The following is a 22,446-nucleotide window of genomic DNA, read 5'->3' as shown; positions in this document are numbered from 1 at the left end:
GGCAGCGTGAACGCGGCTGGCGCGTCGGCGGCGTGGCGCCCGCCGCGGCCGCAGGTCTCGCGGACGACGAGGCGCTCGAGCGCGCGGTGATCGCGACCGGCGCCGACGGGACCGTCTGGGTGCACGCCGAGGGCCGCGCCGCATCCTTCCCGCGCCCGGATCGTCGCGCGGCGCTCACGGCCCGCCTCGCCCAGCTCGAGCGCGGCGGCTCCGCCGACCCCGACCTCCGCGCGCCGATGCCCGGGAGCGTCACGACCGTGCTGGTCGCCGACGGCGACCGAGTCGAGGCCGGTCAGGCGGTGCTCGCGATCGAGGCCATGAAGATGGAGCACCGCGTCACCGCCGAGGCGCCCGGCGTGGTCCGCATCCGCGTCGCCGTCGGCGACCAGGTCGCCCGCGACCAGGTCGTGGCGAGCGTCGAACACGACGGCGACGGCGGCGACGCCGCGCCCGTCGAGGCCGGCGCCGCGGCATCCGTCGCCCCCTGAACCCCCGCCCCCACGAGGGGCGGTCCCACCGACCACCGAGACCAAGGAGCAGCACGGTGAACCCCAACCTCAGCGCCGAGGAGCAGGCCCTCGACGACCAGCTCACCGACATCGACACCACGGCGGGCCCGAGCCCCCACCGAGCAGCACCGAGGAGCAGCAGCATGAACCTCAACCTGAGCGCCGAGGAGCAGGACCTCTACGACCGCGTGCGGGACTTCGCCGACACCGTCGTCGCCCCCGCCTCGTTCGAGTACGACACCCAGCGGCGCCTGCCGATCGAGATCATCCACCAGATGGGCGAGATGGGCCTGTTCGCCCTGCCCTTCCCCGAGGAGGTCGGCGGCGGCGGCCGCAGCTACTTCGAGTTCTGCCTCGCCGTGGAGGCGCTCGGCCGCGTCGACCAGTCGATCGGCGTCACCCTCGAGGCCGGCATCGGCCTCGGCGTGATGCCCATCTACCGCTTCGGCACCGACGAGCAGCGCGCGAAGTGGATGCCCGACCTCGTGGCCGGCCGCGCGCTCGCGGGCTTCGGCCTCACCGAGGCGAACGCCGGCTCGGACGCGGGCGCCACCGAGACCACGGCCGTGCTCGACGGCGACGAGTGGGTCATCAACGGCTCGAAGCAGTACATCACCAACTCCGGCACCCCGATCACGAAGATCGTCACCATCATCGCCGTGACGGGCGAGGAGACCCGCCCCGACGGGTCGGTCAAGAAGGAGCTCTCGGCCATCATCGTGCCGAACGGCACCCCCGGCTTCGAGGTGCTGCCGGGCTACGACAAGGTCGGCTGGAACACCTCCGACACGCACCCGCTCAAGTTCACCAACGTGCGCGTGCCGAAGGAGAACCTCGTGGGCGAGCGCGGTCGCGGCTACGCGAACTTCCTCCGCTGCCTCGACGAGGGCCGCATCGCGTTCGCGGCGCTCGCGACGGGCGCGGCGCAGGGCTGCCTCGAGCAGGCGATCATCCGCGCCAAGGAGCGGATCGTGTTCAACACGCCGATCGCGACGCACCAGCACATCCAGTTCATGATCGCCCGCATGCAGGCGCGCGTGCACCAGGCCCGGCTCGCCTGGTACGACGCGGCCCGCAAGATGGACGCCGGCCTGCCGTTCAAGATGGAGGCGTCGCTCGCCAAGCTCATCTCGAGCGAGGCCGCCATGGCCAACGCCCGCGACGCGTCGCACATCTGGGGCGGTGCCGGCTTCCTCAACGAGAACGTGGTCGCCCGCCACTACCGCGACTCCAAGATCCTCGAGGTCGGCGAGGGCACGACCGAGGTGCAGCTCATGATCATCGCGCGCGAACTCGGCCTCGCCGGGTAGCGTTCGAGACGAGCGGATGCCGCGGCGGCGCGTCGCGGCGGAAGGGAGCCGGCGATGGCGGGTGCGACCCCCACGGCGAACGAGACCCCCGGGATCCCCGAGGTGACGAACGAGGTCGTGCAGCGCGGACTGTGGTTCGAGGAGTTCGAACCCGGCACGCGGTACCTGCACCGGCCGGGCCGGACCGTGACCGAGGCCGACAACGTGCTGTTCACGACGCTGACGATGAACACGCAGGCGCTGCACCTCGACGCCGCATGGTCGGCAGGGCAGCCGTTCGGCGAGCGGCTCGTGAACTCGATGTTCACGCTCGCGACGATCGTGGGCGCGTCGGTGACCCAGCTCACGCAGGGGACCATCGTGGCCAACCTCGGGTTCAGCGAGGTCGCGTTCCCCGCGCCGCTGCACCACGGCGACACGCTGTACAGCGAGACGATCGTGGTCGACAAGCGGGAGAGCTCGTCGCGGCCCGGGCAGGGGATCGTCACGCTGCACCACATCGGCCGTAACCAGGACGGCGTGGTGGTGGCGAAGGCGACGCGCAACGTCATGATGTGGTTGCGCGAGGCGGGGGAGCGCCAGGCGGGGGCGGACGCATGAGCCACCCCGCGTTCCCGTTCGGCCCGGCGCTGCTGTTCTGCCCGGCCGACCGGCCCGACCGCTACGCCAAGGCGGCCGAGCGGGCCGACGCGGTGATCCTCGACCTCGAGGACGCGGTCGCCGAACCGGCCAAGTCGGCCGCGCGCGAGTCGCTCGTGGCGAACCCGATCGACCCCGACAAGGTCATCGTGCGCGTCAACCCGGCGTCGACACCGCATCTCGTCGACGACCTCCAGGCGCTCCGCCGCACCCCCTACCGCACGGTGATGCTCGCCAAGGCCGAGGGCACCGCCGACCTCGTCGGCCTGCACGGCTACGACGTGATCGCCCTGTGCGAGACCGCGCGCGGCGTGCTCGCCGCCGCGGAGATCGCGCACGTGCCGATCGTCTCGGCGCTGATGTGGGGTGCGGAGGACCTCGTCGCGTCGCTCGGCGGCGGGTCGAGCCGGCACGCCGACGGCCGGTATCGCGACGTCGCGCAGCACGCCAGGTCCCAGGTGCTGCTCGCGGCGGGCGCGCACGGCGTCGCCGCGATCGACGCGGTCCACCTCGACCTCGCCGACGCCGAGGGCCTCCGGGCCGAGGCGGAGGACGCCGCAGCGCTCGGTTTCCGGGCGACCGCGTGCGTGCACCCCGACCAGGTCGCGGTCGTGCGCGAGGCGTACGCTCCCGACCCGGAGCGGCTCGCCTGGGCACGGGCGCTGCTGGCCGAGGCGGCGGTGCGCGAGCGCGACGGCGTGTTCTCGTTTCGGGGGCAGATGGTCGACGCGCCGCTCATGCGCCAGGCCGAGGCCGTCGTGCGGCGGGCGCGATCGTAACCGACGGATGCCGCGACGCGACGCCCGTGTGCCGGGCGCGCGCCGCGGCATCCGTTCTCGGTCACACCGCCACGTCGCGGCGGCGGAACACGAGCCAGCCGAGAACGAGCAGCACCGCGGACACGGCGAACAGCAGCCAGGTCAGCTCGCTCCAGCCGTTCTCGAGCGGCGCGTCCGCGTACGCCCAGCTGTACGGCGACCAGTCGTGCAGCCACCGGACGTCCTCGCCCTGGTTGCCGAGCGCGTTCATCGCGTAGCCGTACACGGCGATCCCCGCGCCCGCGCCGAGCGACCAGGTGCGTCGGCCGGTCAGGCCGCCGACCGCGATGGCGGCCGCGGCGCTCAGGGCGACGAGGCCGAAGTAGGCCACGGCGGTCGCGACGAGGTCGCCGAACTCGATGCCGAGCTCGGACGGCTCGTTCAGGACCATGACGACGACGACGCTCACGAGCGCGAGCCACGCGAGCTTGACGAGCACGGCGGCCGTCCGCTCGGCGTAGAGCTGTCCGCGGGTCACGCCGTGCGCGAGGGTGAGTTCGAGCTGGCCGTTCTCCTCGTCGTTCGCGATGGCGCCGGTGCCCCAGCCGACCGCGGCGATCGTCGCGAGCACGAAACCGATGAGCCCGTAGAACGTCGCCTGGACGTATCCGGGGCCCGAGCCGATCTGGTCGTACCCGAGCGACTGCACGAGCTCCGGCGGCATCATGTCGACGATCTCCTGCAGCTGGCCGTTGCCGCCGAACGACGGGTAGAGCGGCAGGTACAGGAACAGGGCGACGAGCAGGCCCCCGGTCCAGCCGAGGAGCCCGCGCCAGCCGTCGGCGAGCGAACGCCGGAAGAGGGGGAGGACCGTGTTCATCGCCGCGCCCCCTTCCGCGTCGTGCCCTCGGCGTCGTCGGCGTCGGCCGTGAGGTCGGTGCCGTAGTAGGCGAGCACCATCTCCTCGAGGTCGGGCTCCTCCACCGTCAGGTCGACCACGTCGAGCCGGGCGACGGCCTTCACGAAGGCGTCGACGTGCGCGTCGAGCGTGGCCGAGAACGCGACGGTGCCCGGACCGTCGCCCGCCGGGGCCACGCCGCTCACGCCGGGCAGCGCGTCGAGCGTCGCACGGGCCGCCGCGGCATCCGCTTCGGCCACGACGAGCCGGACGTGCCGCACCGCGTCCTCGCGGAGCGCGGCGACCGTGGACCGCTCGACGATGCGCCCCTGCTTCAGGATCGCGATCTCGTGCGCGGTCTGCTGCACCTCGCTGAGCACGTGCGACGACAGGAAGACGGTCTGGCCGTTCGCCTTCGCCTCGTGCAGCATCGCGTGGAACTCCTGCTGCACCAGCGGGTCGAGCCCGCTCGTCGGCTCGTCGAGCACCAGCAGCTCCGGCTCGTGCATGAAGGCCTGGATGAGGCCGATCTTCTGCTTGTTGCCCTTCGAGAGGCTGCGGACGGGACGGCCGAGGTCCACGCCGAGCCGGTCGGCGAGCGCGTCGACGGCACCGGGACGCACGGGCCCCGAGATCTCGGCGTAGTGCGCCAGGAGCTCGCGCCCCTTCACCCGCGTCGCCAGGTGCAGCTCACCGGGCAGGTAGCCGATCCGTCGGCGGAGTGCGGCCCCGCCGAGGCGCGGCGTCTCGCCGAGCACCCGCAGCTCGCCGGCGCTCGGCCGCAGGATGTCGAGCAGCAGGCGCATCGTGGTGGTCTTGCCGGCGCCGTTCGGTCCGATCATGCCGAAGACGCTGCCGCGCGGGATGTCGAGGTCGATGCCGTGGAGGGCGGTGTTCGTGCCGTAGCGCTTGACGAGGCCGCGCGTGGTGACGGCCGCGTCGGTGGTGGTGTCCATGGAGGTCCCTTCGAGTCGATGACGAGAGCGGATGCCGCGCCTCAGTGGCGCGCGGCGTCGTCACCGGTCGGCGGGTCGGGGTCCTGGTTCGGGTTGCCGGGGCCCTTGTCGGAACGCACCCGGTCGGCCGGGACGGCCGCCTCGGGGTGGGCCACCGCGTGGCCGTCGCCGACGTCGGCGATCGCCGAGCGCGCGGCATCGAGGATGCGGGTGTCGGCGTAGAGGCCGTGGGTGTAGAGCTCGAGCGTCGGCAGCGTCATGCGCCGTACGGTCGCGGGGTCGTCGAGCGGGGCCCCCAGCACGCGCGCGAGGTGCTCGCGCAGCAGCAGCGGGGCGAGGCCGTGCACGGTCACGAGTACGGCCCGGAGTTCGGGGTCGGAGCTCTCGCGCATGGCGCCGGAGGCGACCCCCTCCTCGAGCATGGCCCGGGTCTCGGCGAGCAGGAGGTCGAAGAGCCGGTCGCCGCCGCCCGTGCCGTCGGCGAGCATCATGCCGACGTAGTCGAGGTAGCCGCGGAAGCGTCCCGGGTCGTCGAGCCATTCCCGGATCGTGGAGGCGACCTCGGTGTCGCCGAGGCGGGCCTTCTCGCCGATCAGCTGCGCGACCATCCACTCGTCGCAGGCGCGGCGCAATCCCTCCTTCGAGCCGAAGTGGTGGATGACGAGGCCGGGGCTCACGCCCGCGTCGCTCGCGATCTCGCGGACGCTCGTGCGCGCGAAGCCGTGGCGTCCGAACCGCGCCACGGCGGCGGCTCGGATGCGTGCGACGGTGGTCGCGTCAGCGGCGGGGATTGAACGCACGTTCAGGATGCTAAACGCTTGTTCAATGCACCGCAAGAGGCGTTCGGCTCGCGCGCGCTCGCGGCGGTCAACCGAACGGACGATGCGGCTCCGGACCGCCCGGGGCACCGTGTTCACCAACGTTTCGATAACGCTTCACCCGATCCGTCGGGGGTCGCTCCGAGACGGCGCCTACTGTCGAAGGCAATCCTGGGGAGGAGGATCGCGTGGCGCGGAAGCACGCACAGCACGGAGCACGGCGGGCCGGGGGCCGGCCGGGCGCCGCCACGGCGTGCGCCGCCGACGAGCTGGATCGCGTGCCGTCCGAGACCTCGGAGCCCACCACCGCGGAGCCGCCCACCACCGCGGAGATCCAGACGAACCCCGTCTCCGGCCCCATCACGGTGCCGTATCGCGTCGAGCTCGGCGACTCGGGCGTCGAGGTGCACTTGCTCGGGCTGAGCACCGGGGCGCTCGACGGGGGCGCCGATGCCCACGCCGCCGACCTCCTCGACCGCTTCGCCGGACTGGGCGGAGACCTCATCGCCGTCGCCAGCGGGCCCGCGGACCCGGCCGGGGGCGAACGCCTCGTCGGCGCCTGGCTCGCCTCCCGGGGCACGCGCGACCGCGTGCGCCTCATGACCCGGGTGCGACGCAGCCCCGGACCCGCCCGGCCCACGACCCGCACGATCACCGACGCGGTGGATGCCTCGCTCGGACGTCTCGGCACCGACCGCATCGACCTCCTCGCCTACCACGACGACGACCCCGAGACGCCCCTCGAGGAGATCCTCGGCGCACTCGACGCGCTCCTCGCCTCCGGCAAGGTGCTCGCGCTCGCCGCCGCGGGCTGCTCGCCGGAGCGCCTCATCCAGGCGCGCGTTCTCGCCGCCGACGGGCTGCCCCGCTTCCAGGCGCTCGCGACCCCGTACCACCTCCTGGCGCGCCGCGGGTTCGAGGGCGCGCTCGGCGTCGTCGCCCGGGCCCAGGGGCTCGCGGTCCTGCCGCAGTCGCCCCTCGCGGGCGGCGTCCTCGGTCGGCGGCTGCACCGCCGCGGCGAGCCCCGCGACGCGACCGCGGCACGGCACCAGCATCGGGCAGGGCGCCGCGCGACCCGCGTGCTCCGGGTGCTGGGCGAGGTCGCCGACGCCCACGGCACCGATCCCGCCGCGGTCGCCGTGGCGTGGCTGCTCGCGCGGCCGGCCGTCGCCGCCCCGGTCGTCGCCGTGCGGCGCCCCGACCAGGTGGACGCCCTCATGCGCGCCGCGTCGCTGGTCCTCACCCGGTCGGAGCTCGTCGAGCTCGACCGGGCCTCGGCCTGAGTGCGAGCCGGGCGTCCTCCGTCACGCCGTGGCCTAGGCTGGATGGCGTGAACGGCGCCGTCGACCTCCCCCTCGGTATGCCCGAGCTCGAGTTCCGCGCCGCCGGCGACACCCTGGTCCGCCGTTCGGTCCTGCCGTCCGGCATCCGCGTCCTCAGCGAGCGCGTGCCCGGCAGCCGCAGCGCGACGATCGGGTTCTGGGTCGCCGTGGGCTCCCGCGACGAGCATCCGTCCGACTCCGGCCACCCCGCCACGTTCGGCTCCACGCACTTCCTCGAGCACCTGCTCTTCAAGGGCACCGCCGCGCGCACCGCGCTCGACATCGCCGTCGCGTTCGACGCGGTCGGCGGCGAGCACAACGCCGTCACGGCCAAGGAGTACACCTGCTACTACGCGAAGGTGCAGGACCGCGACCTGCCCATGGCGGTCGAGGTGCTGGCCGACATGTTCACCTCCTCGCTGCTCGACCCCGACGAGTTCGAGAGCGAGCGCCGCGTCATCCTCGAAGAGCTCGCGATGGCGGGCGACGACCCGTCGGATGTCGCGAGCGAGCGCTTCTTCGAGGCCGTCCTGGGGCGGCATCCGCTCGCCCGACCCATCGGCGGCGACCCTGAGACGATCGGCGCCGCGACGCGTGACGCCGTCTGGGAGCACTACCGGGCGAACTACCGGCCGCAGGACCTCGTCGTCACCGTCGCCGGAGCCGTCGACCACGACCGCGTCGTCGCGGACCTGAGCCGCGCGCTCGCCGCAGCCGGGTGGCGGCTCGACGACGAGGGCGCCCCGGTCGAGCGGCGCGACGGCGGGCCCGCGACGCCCGTCGGCACCACCGCGCTCACGGTCGTCGAGAAGCCCAACGAGCAGGTGAACCTCGTGCTCGGGGTACCCGGTCTCGTGGCGACCGACGACCGCCGCGCCGTGCTCAGCGTCCTGAACACGGTCTTCGGCGCGGGCATGTCGTCGCGGCTGTTCCAGGAGGTGCGGGAACGGCGCGGCCTGGCCTACTCCGTGTACTCCTTCGCCCCCGGCTACTCCGACGCGGGCGTGTTCGGCATGTACGCCGGCTGCGCGCCGCGCAACGCCGCCACGGTGGCGGCGCTCATGCGCACCGAACTCGAGCGGCTCGCCCACCACGGCGTCACGCCCGACGAGATGGAACGCGCCGTCGGCTACCTCGGCGGCGCCTCGGCGCTCGCGCTCGAGGACAGCGACACGCGGATGTCGCGGCTCGGCCGCGCCGAACTCGCGCTCGGCGAGTTCGCCGACCTCGACGAGGCGCTCCGTCGCGTCGCGCGGGTCACGGCCGACGACGTGCAGGCCCTCGCAGCCGACCTCGCCGCGCGTCCCGTGTCGCTCGTCGCGGTCGGGCCCGTCGACGAGCACGCGTTCCGATCGGTCGTCGACCAGCCCGAACCCCGAACCGACGTCGCCTGAGCGACGCCCGACCCCCAGGAACCCACGTGCCCCACCACCTGTACCTCGTCCGCCACGGCGAACAGCTCGACGCCGAGCACGGCCTCCCCGACGGGCCGCTGTCGCCGCGGGGCCGACGGCAGGCGGAACTGCTCGCCGAACGGCTCGGCGGGATCCCGTTCGACCACGCGTGGCACTCGCCGTTGCAGCGCGCCGCCGAGACCGCGAAGATCATCGCGGGCAAGCTCCCGGCCCTGCACCCGGAGCCCTCGGCCCTGCTCTTCGACTGCGTGCCGTCCGGTCCCGGGCCCGACACGCCCTCGGCGTACGCGCCGTTCTTCGGCTCCTACTCGGAGCTCGACTTCGAGGCCGGGCAGGCGCAGATGGCCGACGCGCGGGCGGAGTTCCTCAGCTCCCACCGCGAGGACCGCCACGACCTGCTCATCACCCACAACTTCGTGATCGGCTGGTTCGTGCGCGAGGTGCTCGGAGCACCCGAGTGGCGCTGGGTCACGATCAACCAGGCCAACTGCGGCCTGACGGTGCTCACGCAGCGGGCGCCGGGCCGGCCGTGGAGCCTCGTGGTCCACAACGACCTCGCCCACCTGCCGCCGGAGATGCGGACGGGGCTCCCCGACCTGTACTCGCTCTGACCGGTCAGGCGCGAACGCGCTTGCCGTACCAGTTCGTCGCGTTCGGGTTGGCGTTGTAGGGCGGGATGTCGACGTAGCCGCTCGACCGGTAGAGCCCGCCCGCGGCCTCGAGGCTCGCGTTCGTGTCGAGGACGAGCTCACCGGCGCCGAACCCGACCGCGCGCCGCTCGAGCTCGAGCAGCAGGCGGCGGCCCTCGCCGCGGCCCCGACCCGCGGGCGCCAACCAGAGGTGCTTGACCTCGAAGCGCACCGTGCCGTCGTCGGCGTCCGCGATCCGCCGCACGCCGCCGCAGCCCACCGCCTCGCCGGACTCGTCCTCGACGATGAGGAAGACCCCGACCGGGGGAGTGAACCGGGCCGGTTCCGGCCACGTCGGGCGGTACGCGCCCTGCTCGGGCGGGAAGCCCTCGGCGCGCTCGGCGAAGTACGCCTCGAGCAGGCGGTGCGCGTCGGGGTCGGTCACGTCGGCGTCGCGGAAGCGCAGCATCCGCTCAGCCTACGACCGCGGTGACCGCGACCGGACCGCCCGCTGCGACGGGAGGACCGCGGCGGCGCGATTGCTAGGGTGATCGACGTGACGATCAGGGTGGCGGTGGCCGGAGCGACCGGGAAGATGGGGCGGCTCGCCGTCCGGCTCATCGAGGAGGCCGACGACCTCGAACTGCACGCCGGGCTCGACTCCACGTCGAACCTCGACGAGCTCGACGAGCTCGACGGCGCCGACGTGGTGCTCGACGTCACGCACCCCGCCGCGAGCCAGGGCATCGTCGAGGCGGCCATCGAGGCGGGTGCCGCGGTCGTGGTCGGCACCTCGGGATGGTCGAACGAGCGCATCGCCGAGGTGGAGCGCCGACTCCGCGACCTCGACGAGGCGCCCGGCGTGATCTTCGTGCCGAACTTCTCGGTGGGCAGCGTGCTCGGGTCCGCGTTCGCCGCGTTCGCCGCGCAGCACTTCGACTCGATCGAGATCGTCGAGGCCCACCACGCCGGCAAGGTCGATTCGCCCTCCGGCACGGCCGTCCGCACGGCCGAGCTCGTCGCGGCCGCACGCGGCGACGCCGGCCCGGTCGCCGCACCGCACGCCGACCAGCGTGCGCGCGGGCAGCTCGTCTCCGGCGTGCCGGTGCACAGCCTCCGCATGTCGGGCCTGCTCGCCGAGCAGCGCGTGATCCTCGGCGGCGACGGCGAGACGCTCACGATCGCGCACTCCACCATCTCCTCGTCCGCCTATGAGAGCGGCATCCTGCTCGCGCTCCGTCGCGCCGCGACGTCGGAGGGCGTGACGGTCGGGCTCGACGCCCTGCTCGGCCTCGAACTGCCCGGCGCGCGATGAGCGGAGCGAAGCTCGGCGCCGTCGTGATGGCGGTGCTGCTCGGCGTCTACCTCGTGCTCGTCGGATGGCGCGCCGTGCAGTTCGTGCAGACCGGCGAGCCCGTCGCCGTCGTCATGGGCGTCGCCCTCATCGTGCTGCCGGTGCTGGCGGCGTGGGCCATCTGGCGCGAACTCCAGTTCGGCGCTCGCTCGCAGCGGCTCGTGCGGCAGCTCGAGGCGGAGGGTGCGCTCGACCTGGGCATGCCGCTCCGGCCCAGCGGGCGCCCCGAGCGGGCGGCGGCGGATGACGCGTTCCCCGCCTTCCGCAGCGCGGTCGAGGCGGAACCCGACTCGTGGCGTGCCTGGCTCCGGCTCGGCCTGGCCTACGACGCGGCGGGGGATCGGCGGCGAGCGCGCCGGGCCGTGCGGCGGGCTATCGAGCTGGAGCGCGGTCGAGGTTGAGCATCGCGTCGATGGCCGACTCGACCGTCACGTGGCGGAACCGGTAGCCGTCGTCGATGAGGCGCTGCGGGCGGACCTTCTGGCTGGACAGCAGCAGGTCGTCGGCCGCGTTGCCGAGGCCCAGTTCGAGCAGCTTCTCCGGCACGGGCAGGCCGTAGGGCCGGTGCATCCGCTCGGCGAGCGCCGACATGATCCGGTCGGCGGTCGCGGGCGTCGGACCGACGAGGTTCACCGCGCCGGACAGGTGCGAGTCGAGCAGGTGGACGATCGCCCCCACCTCGTCGTCGATCGCGATCCACGGCCAGTACTGGCCGCCCGTGCCGAGCCGGCCCGAAACGCCGAAGGTCGTCAGCGTGCGCACGCGCTGCATCGCCCCGCCGCGTCCCACGACGATGCCCGTGCGCAGGAGCACGGTGCGCGTCTCGTCGGGTGCGAGCTTCGCCGCCGCCTCCCACCGGCCCACGACGTCGGCGAGGAATCCCTCGCCCGGGCTCGAGTGCTCGGTGAGCAGCTCGCCGGGGCGGTCGCCGTACACGCCGACGGCCGAGCCGCTGAGGAAGACCGCGGGCGGGCGCTTCGCCTTGCGCATCGCGTCGGCGAGCGTCCGTGTCGCGGTCACGCGCGACTCGAGGATCTCGTCGCGCCAGCGCCGCGTCCAGGGCAGCCGGGCGAGCGAGGCGCCCGACAGGTTGAGCACCGCGTCGACGCGCTCCATCACGGTGAAGTCGATGATGCCCGATCCTGGTGACCACGTGACCTCGTCGTCGCTCGTGGCGCGTCGCCGGACGAGGCGCACCACCTCGTGGCCCGCATCGGCGAGGCGGGCCGTGACGGCGGAGCCGATGAAGCCGGACGCGCCGGCGACGAGGACGCGCACCGCTACGCGAGCTCCGCTTCGATCGTGATCGCGGTGCCGGCGAGGGCCTTGGAGATCGGGCAGTTGGCCTTGGCCTCGTCGGCGATGCGCTCGAACTCGGCCTCGGTGATGCCGGGCACCCGGGCGCTCACGAGCAGGTGGCTGCCGGTGACGCCCTCACCCGGCTGGAAGGTCACGGCCGCGGTGGTCTGGATGCTCTCGGGAGCGTGCCCGGCCTCGGCCAGCGCCAGAGAGAAGGCCATCGAGAAGCAGGCCGAGTGCGCGGCGGCGAGCAGTTCCTCGGGATTGGTGGTGCCGGCCTCGCCCTCGGAGCGGGCCTTCCAGTTGACGTCGAACTCGGCGAGCTTCGAGGAGTCCAGGCGCGTCGTGCCCGATCCCTCGAAGAGCGTGCCCGTCCAGACCGTGGTCGATTCGCTCGTCAGTGCCAATTGGTCCTCCTCCTCGAGCCGGTGCTCCAGCCTATCGAGCGGATGCCGCGCGCGGCAGTGGCCGCGGTCCGCGCGTCACGCGTGACGGATGACGCGGGCCCGGACGAGCAGCAGGTACACCTGGCATCCGAGGCAGTAGCCGAACGCGGCATTGAGGAACGCGGCGAGGAACGCGACGGCGGCGGCCACCGGCACGGCGAGCGGCAGCCCGGCGAGGCCGAGCACGACGCCGGTCCCGGTGACGATGAGGCCGATGAGCTGCGCGAAGGTGGGCGGACGCGGATCCTCGAGCTCGTCCGGCGGGTCGAGGCGCGGCCGGACCGCGGCGCGGAACAGGAGTCCGAACGGATGCCGCGCCACCCCGGCGATCGCACCCCACGCGAACAGCAGCGCGATCGCGGCGAGGAGCACGAGCGCAGCGCCATCCGCACCGCCGAAGCCGAGTACCGCGGTCACGAGCAGCAGCACCGCCGTGAGCGCCGCGGCGAATCGGGGACCGCGAGTGTCGATGCCGCGGGGCGGAGCCGCCGGGCCGTCGGTCGGCGAGTCAGGCGCGCTGGGGGACACGGTTCCTCCGGGAGAGGTCGTCGATGAGGGTGCGGAGCTCGCCGGTCCGCGGCACGCCCGCGATGCGCCCGGCGATCCGCCCGGCCGCGTCGAGCACGAGGACGGTGGGGGTCTGCCGGACGTCGAAGCGGTCCGCGAGCGCGGCGTCGTCGGTGAGGTCGATCTCGACGTGGCGCACGTCGGCGTCGTGCGCGTCGGCGAGGTCGCCGAGCGCCCGCGCGGTGCCGGGGCACCGGCTGCAGTACGCCGTCGAGAACTGCACGAGCGTCGCATCGGTTCCGAGCACGTCGGGCGCGAGGCCGAGCGCCTCCGCCTCGCCCGAGGCGCCCGGCGTGCGCGAACCCGCCCGGAGGCGGCCGTCGCGCGACCGGACGACCAGCCCGATGAGCGTCGCGAGGGCGGGCAGGCCGATCCCGGCGACGAGGGCGGGCACGAGATCCATGCGCAGGATCGTACGCGCGCGCGGCTCGGAGGATCCTGCGTGTGACGCCGGGTGACGGGGCTGCGCGAGGCGGACCGTCGCGGGAGTCGCCGCGTCGCGGCATCCGCTCGCCCGACCGGGCGTAGCCTTGACGCCGTGGCCAGCGCGATCCCGACTCCGTACGAAGACCTGCTCCGCGACGTGCTCGAGCACGGCACGCCGAAATCCGACCGGACCGGCACGGGCACCCGCAGCGTGTTCGGCCGGCAGATCCGGTTCGACCTCGCCCAGGGCTTCCCGCTCATCACCACCAAGCGCGTGCACTTCAAGTCGATCGCCTACGAGCTGCTCTGGTTCCTGCGCGGCGACTCGAACGTGCGGTGGCTGCAGGAGCACGGCGTCACGATCTGGGACGAATGGGCGGATGCCGCGGGCGAGCTCGGCCCCGTCTACGGCGTGCAGTGGCGCTCGTGGCCGACGCCGTCGGGCGAGCACGTCGACCAGATCGCCCAGGTGATCGAACAGATCCGCACGAACCCCGACTCGCGCCGCCTCATCGTGTCGGCGTGGAACCCCGCCGACATCCCCGACATGGCGCTCGCGCCGTGCCACGCGCTGTTCCAGTTCCACGTCGCCGACGGGCGCCTGTCGTGCCAGCTGTACCAGCGCAGCGCCGACCTGTTCCTCGGGGTGCCGTTCAACATCGCCTCGTACGCGCTGCTCACGCACATGGTCGCGCAGCAGGCCGGGCTCGAGGTCGGCGACTTCGTCTGGACGGGCGGCGACTGCCACATCTACGACAACCACGTCGACCAGGTGCGCGAGCAGCTCTCCCGCGACCCGTACCCGTACCCGACGCTGCGCCTCGCGCGCCACCCCGAGTCGATCGACGACTACCGGTTCGAGGACTTCGAGGTGCTCGGCTACGAGCACCACCCCGCCATCCGCGCGGCCGTCGCCGTATGAGCGCCACGCAATCGGATGCCGCGGACGAGGCACCCCGGATCGGACTGGTCTGGGCCGAGGCGCACGGGGGAGTGATCGGCTCGGGCGGCGGCATGCCGTGGCACGTGCCCGAGGACCTGGCGCACTTCAAGCGCACCACCGTCGGCGCACCCGTGCTGATGGGCCGGCGCACCTGGGACTCGCTGCCGCCGCGTTTCCGGCCCCTGCCGGGACGGGCCAACATCGTGGTCACCCGGCAGGCCGACTGGCATGCCGAGGGCGCCGTCCGCGCGGCATCCGTCGACGAGGCGCTCGCGCTTGCGGCATCCGATGCCGACGAGTGGATCTGGGTCATCGGCGGGGCCGAGCTGTTCGCCGCCACGATGGACCTCGCCGACCGCCTCGTGGTCACCGAGCTCGACCTCGACGTCGACGGCGACACCGTCGCGCCCGGGCGCGGGTCCGAGTGGCGCGTCGTCGCCGCCGACCCGGCCGACGGATGGCGCACCTCGACGAGCGGCATCCGCTATCGCTTCCTCACCTACGAGCGCTGACCCGCCGCACGCGGTGGGAACGGCGCCGAATCGGCCCGGCGGGGCCGCACCCGATAGCCTGTAGGGCGTGACTGCAGAGAACCCGTTCGGCCAGGTGCTCGTCGCGCTCGTCACGCCCATGACGGCGGACGGCGAGGTCGATTGGCCCGCCGTCGAGAAGCACATCGACGACGTCATCGTCGCCGGCGCCGACGGCATCGTGGTCACCGGCACCACGGGCGAGACGTCGACGCTCACCGACCCCGAGAAGATCCGCCTCGTCGAGGTCGGGAAGGACGTGGCCGGCGGCCGCGCGAAGATCATCACGGGCGGCGGCTCGAATGAGACCGCGCACGCCATCGAGCTCTACAAGAAGAGCGAGGCGGTCGGCGCCGACGGCATCATGATCGTCACGCCGTACTACAACAAGCCGACCCAGGCCGGCATCCTGACCCACTTCCGGCTCGTCGCCGACGCGACCGACCTGCCGGTCATCCTGTACGACATCCCGGGCCGCACGGGCGTGCCCATCAAGTACGAGACCATCCTGCGCCTGGCCAAGCACCCGAACATCCTCGCCGTGAAGGACGCCAAGGGCGACTTCAGCGAGGTGAGCCGCGTGCTGAACCAGACCGACCTCATGTACTTCTCGGGCGATGACGCGAACGTGCTGCCGCATCTCGCGATCGGCGCCACGGGACTGATCGGCGTGACCGCGAACATCGCGCCCGCGCCGTACCGCACCATCGTCGACGCCGTGAACCGCGGCGACCTGAAGACCGCGACCGCCGAGCACCAGCGGCTCGAGCCGCTCGTGCGCGCCGTCATGACGCACGTGCCCGGCACGGTCGCGGCGAAGTACATCCTGCACGGCCTCGGCCGCATCGGCAGCCCGCGCGTGCGCCTGCCGCTCGTCGGTCCCGAGGAGTGGGAGGCCGCGCTCATCGAGGACGAGATCGACCTCGTGCAGGGCATCCCCGGCGTCGACTTCCACAACTTCCGTCCCGACCGCAACGCCGCCGCCGGCGGCGCACTGCCGAAGGTGGCGGGCACCACGCGCTGACGACGGCGCCGGCGCGACGCGTCCGAGCGCGCCGTCCGCCCCGAGACATCCGCGGCCCCGAGGGTCGCACCGAACTGAACACCGTGAACGTGAGGAGGGCACATGCCCGACGAAGTCATCGACCCCGCACCGCTCGACCCCGGGACGCTCCGCGTCATCCCGATCGGCGGCCTCGGCGAGGTCGGCCGCAACATGACGCTCTTCGAGATCGACGGCAAGCTGCTGATCGTCGACTGCGGCGTGCTCTTCCCCGAGGAGCACCAGCCGGGCGTCGACCTGATCTTGCCCGACTTCGGGTTCCTGCGCGACCGCCTCGACGACGTCGTCGCCGTCGTGCTCACGCACGGCCACGAGGACCACATCGGGGCCGTGCCGTACCTGCTGAAGCTCCGCGCCGACATCCCGCTCGTGGGCTCGCAGCTCACCCTGGCGCTGGTGGAGGCGAAGCTCAAGGAGCACCGCATCCAACCGTACAGCCTCACGGTGAAGGAGGGGCAGCGCGAGAAGCTCGGGCCGTTCGACCTCGAGTTCATCGCCGTGAACCACTCGATCCCCGACGCGCTCGCCGTCGCCATCCGAACGGATGCCGGCCTCGTGCTCGCCACGGGCGACTTCAAGATGGACCAGCTGCCCCTCGACGGCCGTCTCACCGACCTGCGAGAGTTCGCTCGCCTCGGCGAGGAGGGCGTCGACCTGTTCATGGTCGACTCGACCAACGCCGACGTGCCGGGCTTCACGCCGCTCGAGCGGGCGATCGGACCGGTGCTCGACGAGGTCATCGCGCGCTCGCCGCGTCGCGTCATCGTCGCGAGCTTCTCGAGCCACGTGCACCGCGTGCAGCAGGTGCTCCACGCGGCGCACCAGAACGGTCGGCGCGTGGCGCTGCTCGGCCGCTCGATGGTGCGCAACATGACGATCGCCGCCGAGCTCGGCTACCTCGACGTGCCGCCGGGCGTCCTCGTCGACTACAAGAAGGCGGGCGACATCCCCGACGACCGCATCGTCTACATGTCGACGGGGTCGCAGGGCGAGCCCATGGCCGTGCTCTCGCGCATGGCGAACCGCGACCACCAGATCGAGGTGGGGGAGGGCGACACGGTCATCCTGGCCTCGAGCCTCATCCCCGGCAACGAGAACGCCGTGTACCGCGTCATCGACGGGCTCACGAAGCTCGGCGCCAACGTGGTGCACAAGGGCAACGCGAAGGTGCACGTCTCCGGGCACGCGGCCGCGGGCGAGCTGCTGTACTGCTACAACATCCTGCAGCCGCGCAACGTCGTGCCGATCCACGGCGAGTACCGCCACCTGGTCGCCAACGCCCGCCTCGCGCAGGACACGGGCATCCCCGCCGAGCGCACCTTCATCGGCGAGAACGGCACGGTGCTCGACCTGCGCGACGGGAAGGTCACCGTCGCCGGGCAGCTCGACCTCGGCTTCGTGTACGTCGACGGTTCGACGGTCGGCGAGATCACCGACGCCGACCTCAAGGACCGCCGCATCCTCTCCGAGGAGGGGTTCATCTCGGTCATCATCGTGGTCGACGCCAACACCGGCAAGGTCATCGTCGGCCCGGAGATCCACGCGCGCGGCTTCGCCGAGGACGACGCGGTGTTCGAGGACGTGAAGCCGAAGATCGTGGCCGCACTGGCAGATGCCGCCCACCACGGCGTGCGCGACCCGCGCGCCCTGCAGCAGACGGTCCGCCGCACGCTCGGCAGCTGGGTGAACCGGCGCCTTCGCCGTCGGCCCATGCTCGTGCCGCTCGTCATCGAGGCGTAGCCGGTTCGTCGGCGACGAGCGGATGCCGCGGCATCCGCTCGCCCGAAACATCGCCGTAACACCCCGCGCGTACCCTCCGCGCATGGCGGAGTTCACGATCCGGCCCGCCGCGCCGGCCGACGGCGGGTTCCTCGCCGACATGGTCGTCGAGGCGGCGAACTGGCGCGCTGGCGCGAGCCGGCCGCGTCCCGTCGTGCTGGCCGATGCGCGGCATGCCGCGTACGTCTCGGGTTGGCAGCGTCCGGCCGACCGCGGGGTGGTCGCGGTCGATGCTGACGATCGCCCGGTCGGCGCGGCCTGGTACCGCCTGTTCGGCGCGGACCGGCCCTCGATGGGTTTCGTCGCGACCGGCGTGCCGGAACTCGTCATCGGCGTGCGCCCGATGTGGCGCGCGCAGGGCGTGGGGCGGGCGCTGCTGCGCGCCCTCGCCGACGACGCCCGCACCGACGGGTACGCCCGGCTGGCGCTCAGCGTCGATCACGACAACTTCGCCCGCGACCTCTACCGGTCGGAGGGGTTCGCCGTCGTGGCCGCCGACGCCGGACGGGTGACGATGGTGCGCCGACTGCGCTGAGCACCGGTCGCGGCCCGTGGCGCGGGTGCGCGCCGCTCCGGGCGACACTCGACCGGCCTGCCGGGCGGCGTCGGCGGCGGGCCGTAACGTGGAATGCATGGCTACGAGCACCAAGTCGAACGGGCGCGCCTCGGGCGCGTCCGGCCGCGGCTCGTCGACGCGCACCGCGCCCACCAAGAAGCTGCCGGCGCAGCGATCGTCGACGCGCACGACGCGGACCGCGACGCCCGCCGCCGAGCAGCCCGGGCTGCTGGTGCGGGCCTGGATGGGTCTCGCCCACCTCACGGGCGCCGCGGCGAGGGCGCTCGGCCCCGAGACCCTCGCCCGCGAGGAACGGCGCGACGGCCTCCCGTTCTTCCTGGTGCTCCTCGCGATCGCGGGCGCGGTCGTCGAGTGGTTCCTCATCAACGACCCGGTCGCGCGCACGCTCGACGCCTACACCTTCGGCGGCCTGTTCGGTCGCGTGGCGTTCGCGCTGCCCGTGATCATGCTCATGTTCGCCGTGTGGCTGTTCCGCCACCCGAGCTCGGTGCACGACAACACGCGCATCGGGATCGGGCTCGGCATGCTCCTCATCACGGTGTCGGGGCTCTGCCACCTGCTCGGCGGTCGACCGTCGCCGAGCGCGGGCATGCCCGAGCTCGCGACCGCCGGCGGCATCCTCGGGTGGATGCTCGCGCAGCCGCTCATCTTCCTCATCACCGACGTCGGGGCGGGCATCGTGCTCGCGGCGCTCGGCCTGCTGTCGCTGCTCATCCTCACCAAGACCCCGCCGAACCGCATCCCGCAGCGGTTCCGGCAGCTCTACGAGTGGCTGTTCGGCGCGGCCGAGCACGGCGAGGCCGAGGCGGCGACGGCCGAGGTCGCCGAGAAGCCCAAGCGGCGGTCGAAGAAGGACCGCGCCGAGCAGGTCGAGCTCGACGGACTCGACGGCGATGACGACGAGCAGCCCGGCGGCGGGCTGCTGCCGTGGTGGCGCCGCAACTCCTCGAACCGAGAAGAGGATCCGGAGTTCGACGGCGGCGGCGTGGAGGGGCTCACCGACGTCTTCGGCGAGGGATCGGCCGCGGGCAGCTTCGACTCGCCCCTCGAGGGCGAGCGGGCCACCTCCGACGCCTACGGCGCGGGCGTGCTCGACGACCTCGAGCGCGCCGAGTCCGCGCTCCAGCGGTTCACGGGCGAGGTGCCGCACGGCGGCACGGGCCTCCGCGGCGACGACGCTGGGGCGACGCAGGCGATCGTCGGGCTCGAACCGGCGGTGGCGGCCGGGGTCGTGTCCGTCGGCGGCGACGGGGCGGGCGAAGCGGATGCCGCGGCATCCGTCGACGCACCGCCCGCCATCGAACCCGACCGCCCGTACCACCTGCCGGCCGCCTCGACGCTCGCCGCAGGCGCCCCTGCCAAGACCCGTTCGGCGGTGAACGACGAGGTCGTCCGGCAGATCACGGGCGTGCTCGAGCAGTTCGGCGTCGACGCGAAGGTCACCGGGTTCTCGCGGGGCCCGACCGTCACGCAGTACGAGATCGAGCTCGGTCCGGGCGTCAAGGTGGAGCGCGTCACCGCGCTGTCCAAGAACCTCGCCTACGCGGTCGCGTCCAACGAGGTGCGGATCCTCTCGCCGATCCCCGGGAAGTCGGCGATCGGCGTCGAGATCCCCAACGCCGACCGCGAGACGGTCACGCTGGGCGACGTGCTCCGTTCGGGCGCCGCCGTGAATGCGAAGCACCCCATGACGATCGGCGTCGGCAAGGACGTGGGCGGCGGCTACGTCGTCGCGAACCTCGCGAAGATGCCGCACCTGCTCGTGGCCGGTTCGACCGGCTCCGGCAAGTCCAGCTTCGTGAACTCGATGATCACCAGCCTGCTGATGCGGGCGAAGCCCTCCGAGGTGCGGATGGTGCTCATCGACCCGAAGCGCGTCGAGCTCGCCCCGTACGCGGGCGTCCCGCACCTGATCACCCCGATCATCACGAACCCCAAGAAGGCCGCCGAGGCGCTCCAGTGGGTCGTGAAGGAGATGGACATGCGGTACGACGACCTCGCGTCGTTCGGGTTCCGCCACATCGACGACTTCAACAAGGCCGTGGTGAACGACGAGATCGTGCTCCCCGCCGGGTCGGAGCGCAAGCTCAAGCCCTATCCGTACCTGCTCGTCGTGGTCGACGAGCTCGCCGATCTCATGATGGTCGCCCCACGCGACGTCGAGGACTCGATCGTGCGCATCACCCAGCTCGCGCGCGCGTCGGGCATCCACCTGGTCCTCGCGACGCAGCGGCCCTCGGTCGACGTGGTCACGGGCCTCATCAAGGCCAACGTGCCCTCCCGTCTCGCGTTCGCGGTGACGAGCGTGACCGACTCGCGCGTCATCCTCGACCAGCCCGGGGCCGACAAGCTCATCGGCCAGGGCGACGCGCTGTTCCTGCCGATGGGCGCGTCGAAGTCGATCCGCGTGCAGGGGGCCTGGGTCACCGAGACCGAGATCGACCGGGTGGTCAAGCACGTCACCCGTCAGGCGCGGCCGGAGTACCGCAACGACGTCGCCGCCGCGGTCGAGAAGAAGGAGATCGACTCCGACATCGGCGACGACCTCGAACTCCTGCTCGCCGCGGCCGAGCTCGTGGTCTCGACCCAGTTCGGCTCGACCTCGATGCTCCAGCGCAAGCTGCGTGTCGGCTTCGCCAAGGCTGGCCGGCTCATGGACCTGCTGGAGTCGCGCGAGATCGTCGGGCCGTCCGAGGGCTCGAAGGCTCGCGACGTGCTGGTCACGCCGGAGCAGCTGCCCGGGGTGCTGGCGAAGCTCCGCGGCGAGGAGCCCGCCACCCCGGCGGCTCCGCCGGCGCCGCCGGTCGCGGCACCGGGCGCAGTGCCCGGAGCGTCCGCACCCGCCGCGCCGTCGGCCGCGCCGCCGGCGGAGGACGACCGCTACGACGACCCCGTGGGTCGCGCGACCGACGGTCTCGAAGTGGTCGAGGGCGGATCCGACGAGGACGCGTGGGGGCTCACCGGCCGTGACTGAGTCACGGGCCGGAGGGCCCGAGGCGGAGGGCGACCGCCGCACTAGGCTGTGGCCATGACCTCACCGGCCGCATCCGCACGCTCGGCGAACTGGAACCTGCCGAACGCGATCACGGTGGTCCGGATCGTGATGGCGCCGGTGTTCTTCTGGCTGCTCCTGGCCGACGCGGGGGCCGACGGGCCGATGCGCTGGTGGGCGGCCGCGATCTTCGTCGTGGCCATCTCGACCGACTGGGTCGACGGCTGGCTCGCGCGCCGCAACGGCCTCGTGACCGACCTCGGCAAGATCCTCGACCCCATCGCCGACAAGCTCCTCACGAGCGGAGCGCTCGTGTGCCTGTCCATCCTCGGCGAGCTGCCGTGGTGGATCACGATCGTGATCATCGTGCGCGAGGTCGGCATCACCGTGTGGCGCCTCGTCGAGCTGCGTCGCGGAACGGTCGTCCCCGCCTCCTCGGGCGGCAAGCTGAAGACGCTCACCCAGGCCATCGCGATCTCGCTGTTCCTGACTCCGCTCGGGACGCTCGTGGGCGACTGGATCGTCTGGGTCAACTGGACCTTCATGATCCTCGCGCTGGTGCTCACCGTGTGGTCGGGGCTCCTCTACGTGCGCGACGCGTTCCGGCTCGCCCGCGAGCACCGGGCCGAGGCACGGTGACCGGGCCGGCCGAGGCGGCTCCCGAGGCGCCGGCGACGGATGCCACGGAGCTCATCACCCGGCTCGTGGCATCCGGCCGCACCGTCGCCTGTGCCGAGTCGCTCACGGGCGGCCTGCTCGCGGCGACGCTCGTGGACGTGCCGGGGGCATCGAACGCGTTCCTCGGCGGCATCGTCGCCTACGCCACGGAACTCAAGCGCGCCCTCGTGGACGTGGACGCCCACCTGCTCGAGGAGCGCGGACCCGTGGACCCCGAGGTGGCCGAGCAGCTCGCCGACCACGTGCGCACGCTCTGCGCGGTGGACGGTCGGCCCGCCGACCTGGGGATCGGCACGACCGGCGTCGCCGGCCCGGACCCGCAGGACGGCCATGCGCCGGGCACGGTGTTCGTCGGGATCGCGTCGCCCCGCGGCATCCGCTCGGTGCGCCTGACCCTCGCCGGCGACCGTGCGGACGTGCGCCGTTCGACGGTGGCCCGCGCCCTCGCCGAGGCGCTCCTGGAGCTCGACGAGATCGGTGCCCGAGCCGCGGAATAGCGGACGTGAACAGCCTGTTACAGCAGTCAGGTTCACAAGAA

General features: G+C 72.9%; 25 protein-coding genes. 17 read left to right on the top strand and 8 right to left on the bottom strand.

The window, feature by feature from the left end:
• The 4 genes from AVP42_RS16730 to AVP42_RS11855 form a co-directional block, all read left to right on the top strand.
• Positions 1-488 (top strand): acetyl-CoA carboxylase biotin carboxyl carrier protein subunit (locus AVP42_RS16730; RefSeq protein WP_197467014.1); only part of this gene is annotated, 488 nt, incomplete at its 5' end.
• A 164-nt stretch (positions 489-652) separates the two neighbouring features.
• The gene (locus tag AVP42_RS11865) at positions 653-1,819 is read left to right on the top strand and encodes an acyl-CoA dehydrogenase family protein (protein WP_067949308.1); all 1,167 of its coding nucleotides are present in this window, start codon (positions 653-655) and stop codon (positions 1,817-1,819) included.
• A 54-nt stretch (positions 1,820-1,873) separates the two neighbouring features.
• Positions 1,874-2,419: a MaoC family dehydratase gene (locus AVP42_RS11860; RefSeq protein ID WP_067949285.1), complete on the top strand. Its 546-nt coding sequence runs from the start codon at positions 1,874-1,876 to the stop codon at positions 2,417-2,419.
• Positions 2,416-3,237 carry a CoA ester lyase gene (locus AVP42_RS11855; protein ID WP_067949283.1) on the top strand — a complete coding sequence of 274 codons (822 nt, stop codon included), beginning with the start codon at positions 2,416-2,418 and terminating at the stop codon, positions 3,235-3,237. The genes AVP42_RS11860 and AVP42_RS11855 overlap by 4 nt, the downstream gene beginning before the upstream one ends.
• A 61-nt stretch (positions 3,238-3,298) precedes the next feature.
• Here the strand turns inward: AVP42_RS11855 and AVP42_RS11850 are convergent, their stop codons facing one another.
• The 3 genes from AVP42_RS11850 to AVP42_RS11840 are packed head-to-tail and all read right to left on the bottom strand — an operon-like array spanning position 3,299 to position 5,870.
• On the bottom strand, positions 3,299-4,096 hold the full coding sequence (locus AVP42_RS11850) for an ABC transporter permease subunit (RefSeq protein ID WP_067949281.1): 798 nt from the start codon (positions 4,094-4,096) through the stop codon (positions 3,299-3,301).
• Positions 4,093-5,070, bottom strand: a complete 978-nt coding sequence (locus tag AVP42_RS11845) for an ABC transporter ATP-binding protein (RefSeq protein ID WP_067949279.1) — start codon at positions 5,068-5,070, stop codon at positions 4,093-4,095. Before AVP42_RS11845 ends, AVP42_RS11850 begins: the two co-directional genes overlap by 4 nt.
• A 41-nt stretch (positions 5,071-5,111) precedes the next feature.
• Complete coding sequence (locus AVP42_RS11840) at positions 5,112-5,870, bottom strand: TetR family transcriptional regulator (protein WP_067949277.1); 759 nt, start codon at positions 5,868-5,870, stop codon at positions 5,112-5,114.
• 206 nt (positions 5,871-6,076) lie between these two features.
• On the opposite strand from AVP42_RS11840, the gene AVP42_RS11835 reads away from it, so the two are divergent.
• The 3 genes from AVP42_RS11835 (at position 6,077) to AVP42_RS11825 (ending at position 9,236) form a co-directional block, all read left to right on the top strand.
• A complete protein-coding gene (locus tag AVP42_RS11835) occupies positions 6,077-7,171 on the top strand; it encodes an aldo/keto reductase (RefSeq protein WP_067949275.1) in 1,095 nt (364 codons plus the stop codon).
• 77 nt (positions 7,172-7,248) lie between these two features.
• Entirely contained in the window at positions 7,249-8,604 is a 1,356-nt protein-coding gene (locus AVP42_RS11830) for a pitrilysin family protein (protein WP_067949306.1), read from the top strand.
• 26 nt (positions 8,605-8,630) lie between these two features.
• Entirely contained in the window at positions 8,631-9,236 is a 606-nt protein-coding gene (locus AVP42_RS11825; protein WP_067949273.1) for a histidine phosphatase family protein, read from the top strand.
• A gap of 4 nt (positions 9,237-9,240) precedes the next feature.
• Here AVP42_RS11825 and AVP42_RS11820 read toward each other — a convergent pair whose 3' ends face one another.
• Positions 9,241-9,723 (bottom strand): GNAT family N-acetyltransferase, encoded by a 483-nt coding sequence (locus tag AVP42_RS11820; RefSeq protein ID WP_067949271.1) that lies wholly within the window; start codon positions 9,721-9,723, stop codon positions 9,241-9,243.
• An 87-nt stretch (positions 9,724-9,810) separates the two neighbouring features.
• Here AVP42_RS11820 and dapB point away from each other — a divergent pair, with 87 nt between their 5' ends.
• Entirely contained in the window at positions 9,811-10,569 is a 759-nt protein-coding gene (dapB, locus tag AVP42_RS11815; protein ID WP_067949304.1) for a 4-hydroxy-tetrahydrodipicolinate reductase, read from the top strand.
• The gene (locus AVP42_RS11810) at positions 10,566-11,009 is read left to right on the top strand and encodes a tetratricopeptide repeat protein (protein WP_067949269.1); all 444 of its coding nucleotides are present in this window, start codon (positions 10,566-10,568) and stop codon (positions 11,007-11,009) included. The genes dapB and AVP42_RS11810 overlap by 4 nt, the downstream gene beginning before the upstream one ends.
• Here AVP42_RS11810 and AVP42_RS11805 read toward each other — a convergent pair.
• The 4 genes from AVP42_RS11805 to AVP42_RS16455 form a co-directional block, all read right to left on the bottom strand.
• Positions 10,981-11,886, bottom strand: a complete 906-nt coding sequence (locus AVP42_RS11805) for a TIGR01777 family oxidoreductase (RefSeq protein WP_067949267.1) — start codon at positions 11,884-11,886, stop codon at positions 10,981-10,983. The genes AVP42_RS11810 and AVP42_RS11805 overlap by 29 nt on opposite strands.
• 2 nt (positions 11,887-11,888) lie before the next feature.
• Positions 11,889-12,314, bottom strand: a complete 426-nt coding sequence (locus tag AVP42_RS11800; RefSeq protein WP_067949265.1) for an OsmC family peroxiredoxin — start codon at positions 12,312-12,314, stop codon at positions 11,889-11,891.
• Between the two features lie 75 nt (positions 12,315-12,389).
• Complete coding sequence (locus tag AVP42_RS16460) at positions 12,390-12,881, bottom strand: DUF4395 domain-containing protein (RefSeq protein WP_067949263.1); 492 nt, start codon at positions 12,879-12,881, stop codon at positions 12,390-12,392.
• Entirely contained in the window at positions 12,862-13,323 is a 462-nt protein-coding gene (locus tag AVP42_RS16455) for a thioredoxin family protein (RefSeq protein ID WP_157356814.1), read from the bottom strand. Before AVP42_RS16455 ends, AVP42_RS16460 begins: the two co-directional genes overlap by 20 nt.
• A 135-nt stretch (positions 13,324-13,458) precedes the next feature.
• On the opposite strand from AVP42_RS16455, the gene AVP42_RS11785 reads away from it, so the two are divergent.
• The 8 genes from AVP42_RS11785 to AVP42_RS11750 all read left to right on the top strand — a co-directional run bounded on the left by AVP42_RS11785 (position 13,459) and on the right by AVP42_RS11750 (position 22,405).
• On the top strand, positions 13,459-14,268 hold the full coding sequence (locus tag AVP42_RS11785) for a thymidylate synthase (protein WP_067949261.1): 810 nt from the start codon (positions 13,459-13,461) through the stop codon (positions 14,266-14,268).
• A complete protein-coding gene (locus AVP42_RS11780; RefSeq protein ID WP_067949259.1) occupies positions 14,265-14,801 on the top strand; it encodes a dihydrofolate reductase in 537 nt (178 codons plus the stop codon). Before AVP42_RS11785 ends, AVP42_RS11780 begins: the two co-directional genes overlap by 4 nt.
• Before the next feature lie 67 nt (positions 14,802-14,868).
• Positions 14,869-15,843 (top strand): 4-hydroxy-tetrahydrodipicolinate synthase, encoded by a 975-nt coding sequence (gene dapA / locus AVP42_RS11775; RefSeq protein WP_082847209.1) that lies wholly within the window; start codon positions 14,869-14,871, stop codon positions 15,841-15,843.
• A gap of 102 nt (positions 15,844-15,945) precedes the next feature.
• Complete coding sequence (locus tag AVP42_RS11770; protein WP_067949257.1) at positions 15,946-17,622, top strand: ribonuclease J; 1,677 nt, start codon at positions 15,946-15,948, stop codon at positions 17,620-17,622.
• Positions 17,623-17,704: 82 nt separating this feature from the next.
• The gene (locus tag AVP42_RS11765; protein ID WP_067949256.1) at positions 17,705-18,196 is read left to right on the top strand and encodes a GNAT family N-acetyltransferase; all 492 of its coding nucleotides are present in this window, start codon (positions 17,705-17,707) and stop codon (positions 18,194-18,196) included.
• Between the two features lie 97 nt (positions 18,197-18,293).
• Positions 18,294-21,212, top strand: coding sequence for a DNA translocase FtsK (locus AVP42_RS11760; protein WP_067949254.1), 2,919 nt, complete (start codon positions 18,294-18,296; stop codon positions 21,210-21,212).
• Positions 21,213-21,266: 54 nt separating this feature from the next.
• The gene (gene pgsA, locus AVP42_RS11755) at positions 21,267-21,869 is read left to right on the top strand and encodes a CDP-diacylglycerol--glycerol-3-phosphate 3-phosphatidyltransferase (RefSeq protein ID WP_067949252.1); all 603 of its coding nucleotides are present in this window, start codon (positions 21,267-21,269) and stop codon (positions 21,867-21,869) included.
• The gene (locus tag AVP42_RS11750; RefSeq protein WP_067949250.1) at positions 21,866-22,405 is read left to right on the top strand and encodes a CinA family protein; all 540 of its coding nucleotides are present in this window, start codon (positions 21,866-21,868) and stop codon (positions 22,403-22,405) included. Before pgsA ends, AVP42_RS11750 begins: the two co-directional genes overlap by 4 nt.
• Positions 22,406-22,446 lie beyond the last annotated feature (41 nt).

This window comes from Agromyces sp. NDB4Y10, from assembly GCF_001620055.1.
In the GTDB taxonomy this organism is placed as follows: Bacteria; Actinomycetota; Actinomycetes; order Actinomycetales; family Microbacteriaceae; genus Agromyces; species Agromyces indicus.
This window is presented reverse-complemented; position numbering and strand designations above follow the sequence as displayed.

Bases quoted from the DNA above. Each gene is read 5' to 3' on its own strand.
- AVP42_RS11865 (WP_067949308.1), top strand. From the start codon at position 653: ATGAACCTCAACCTGAGCGCCGAGGAGCAGGACCTCTACGACCGCGTG.
- AVP42_RS11860 (WP_067949285.1), top strand. From the start codon at position 1,874: ATGGCGGGTGCGACCCCCACGGCGAACGAGACCCCCGGGATCCCCGAG.
- AVP42_RS11855 (WP_067949283.1), top strand. From the start codon at position 2,416: ATGAGCCACCCCGCGTTCCCGTTCGGCCCGGCGCTGCTGTTCTGCCCG.
- AVP42_RS11850 (WP_067949281.1), bottom strand. From the start codon at position 4,096: ATGAACACGGTCCTCCCCCTCTTCCGGCGTTCGCTCGCCGACGGCTGG.
- AVP42_RS11845 (WP_067949279.1), bottom strand. From the start codon at position 5,070: ATGGACACCACCACCGACGCGGCCGTCACCACGCGCGGCCTCGTCAAG.
- AVP42_RS11830 (WP_067949306.1), top strand. From the start codon at position 7,249: ATGCCCGAGCTCGAGTTCCGCGCCGCCGGCGACACCCTGGTCCGCCGT.
- AVP42_RS11820 (WP_067949271.1), bottom strand. From the start codon at position 9,723: ATGCTGCGCTTCCGCGACGCCGACGTGACCGACCCCGACGCGCACCGC.
- AVP42_RS11810 (WP_067949269.1), top strand. From the start codon at position 10,566: ATGAGCGGAGCGAAGCTCGGCGCCGTCGTGATGGCGGTGCTGCTCGGC.
- AVP42_RS16455 (WP_157356814.1), bottom strand. From the start codon at position 13,323: ATGGATCTCGTGCCCGCCCTCGTCGCCGGGATCGGCCTGCCCGCCCTC.
- AVP42_RS11780 (WP_067949259.1), top strand. From the start codon at position 14,265: ATGAGCGCCACGCAATCGGATGCCGCGGACGAGGCACCCCGGATCGGA.
- AVP42_RS11770 (WP_067949257.1), top strand. From the start codon at position 15,946: ATGCCCGACGAAGTCATCGACCCCGCACCGCTCGACCCCGGGACGCTC.
- AVP42_RS11765 (WP_067949256.1), top strand. From the start codon at position 17,705: ATGGCGGAGTTCACGATCCGGCCCGCCGCGCCGGCCGACGGCGGGTTC.
- AVP42_RS11760 (WP_067949254.1), top strand. From the start codon at position 18,294: ATGGCTACGAGCACCAAGTCGAACGGGCGCGCCTCGGGCGCGTCCGGC.
- pgsA (WP_067949252.1), top strand. From the start codon at position 21,267: ATGACCTCACCGGCCGCATCCGCACGCTCGGCGAACTGGAACCTGCCG.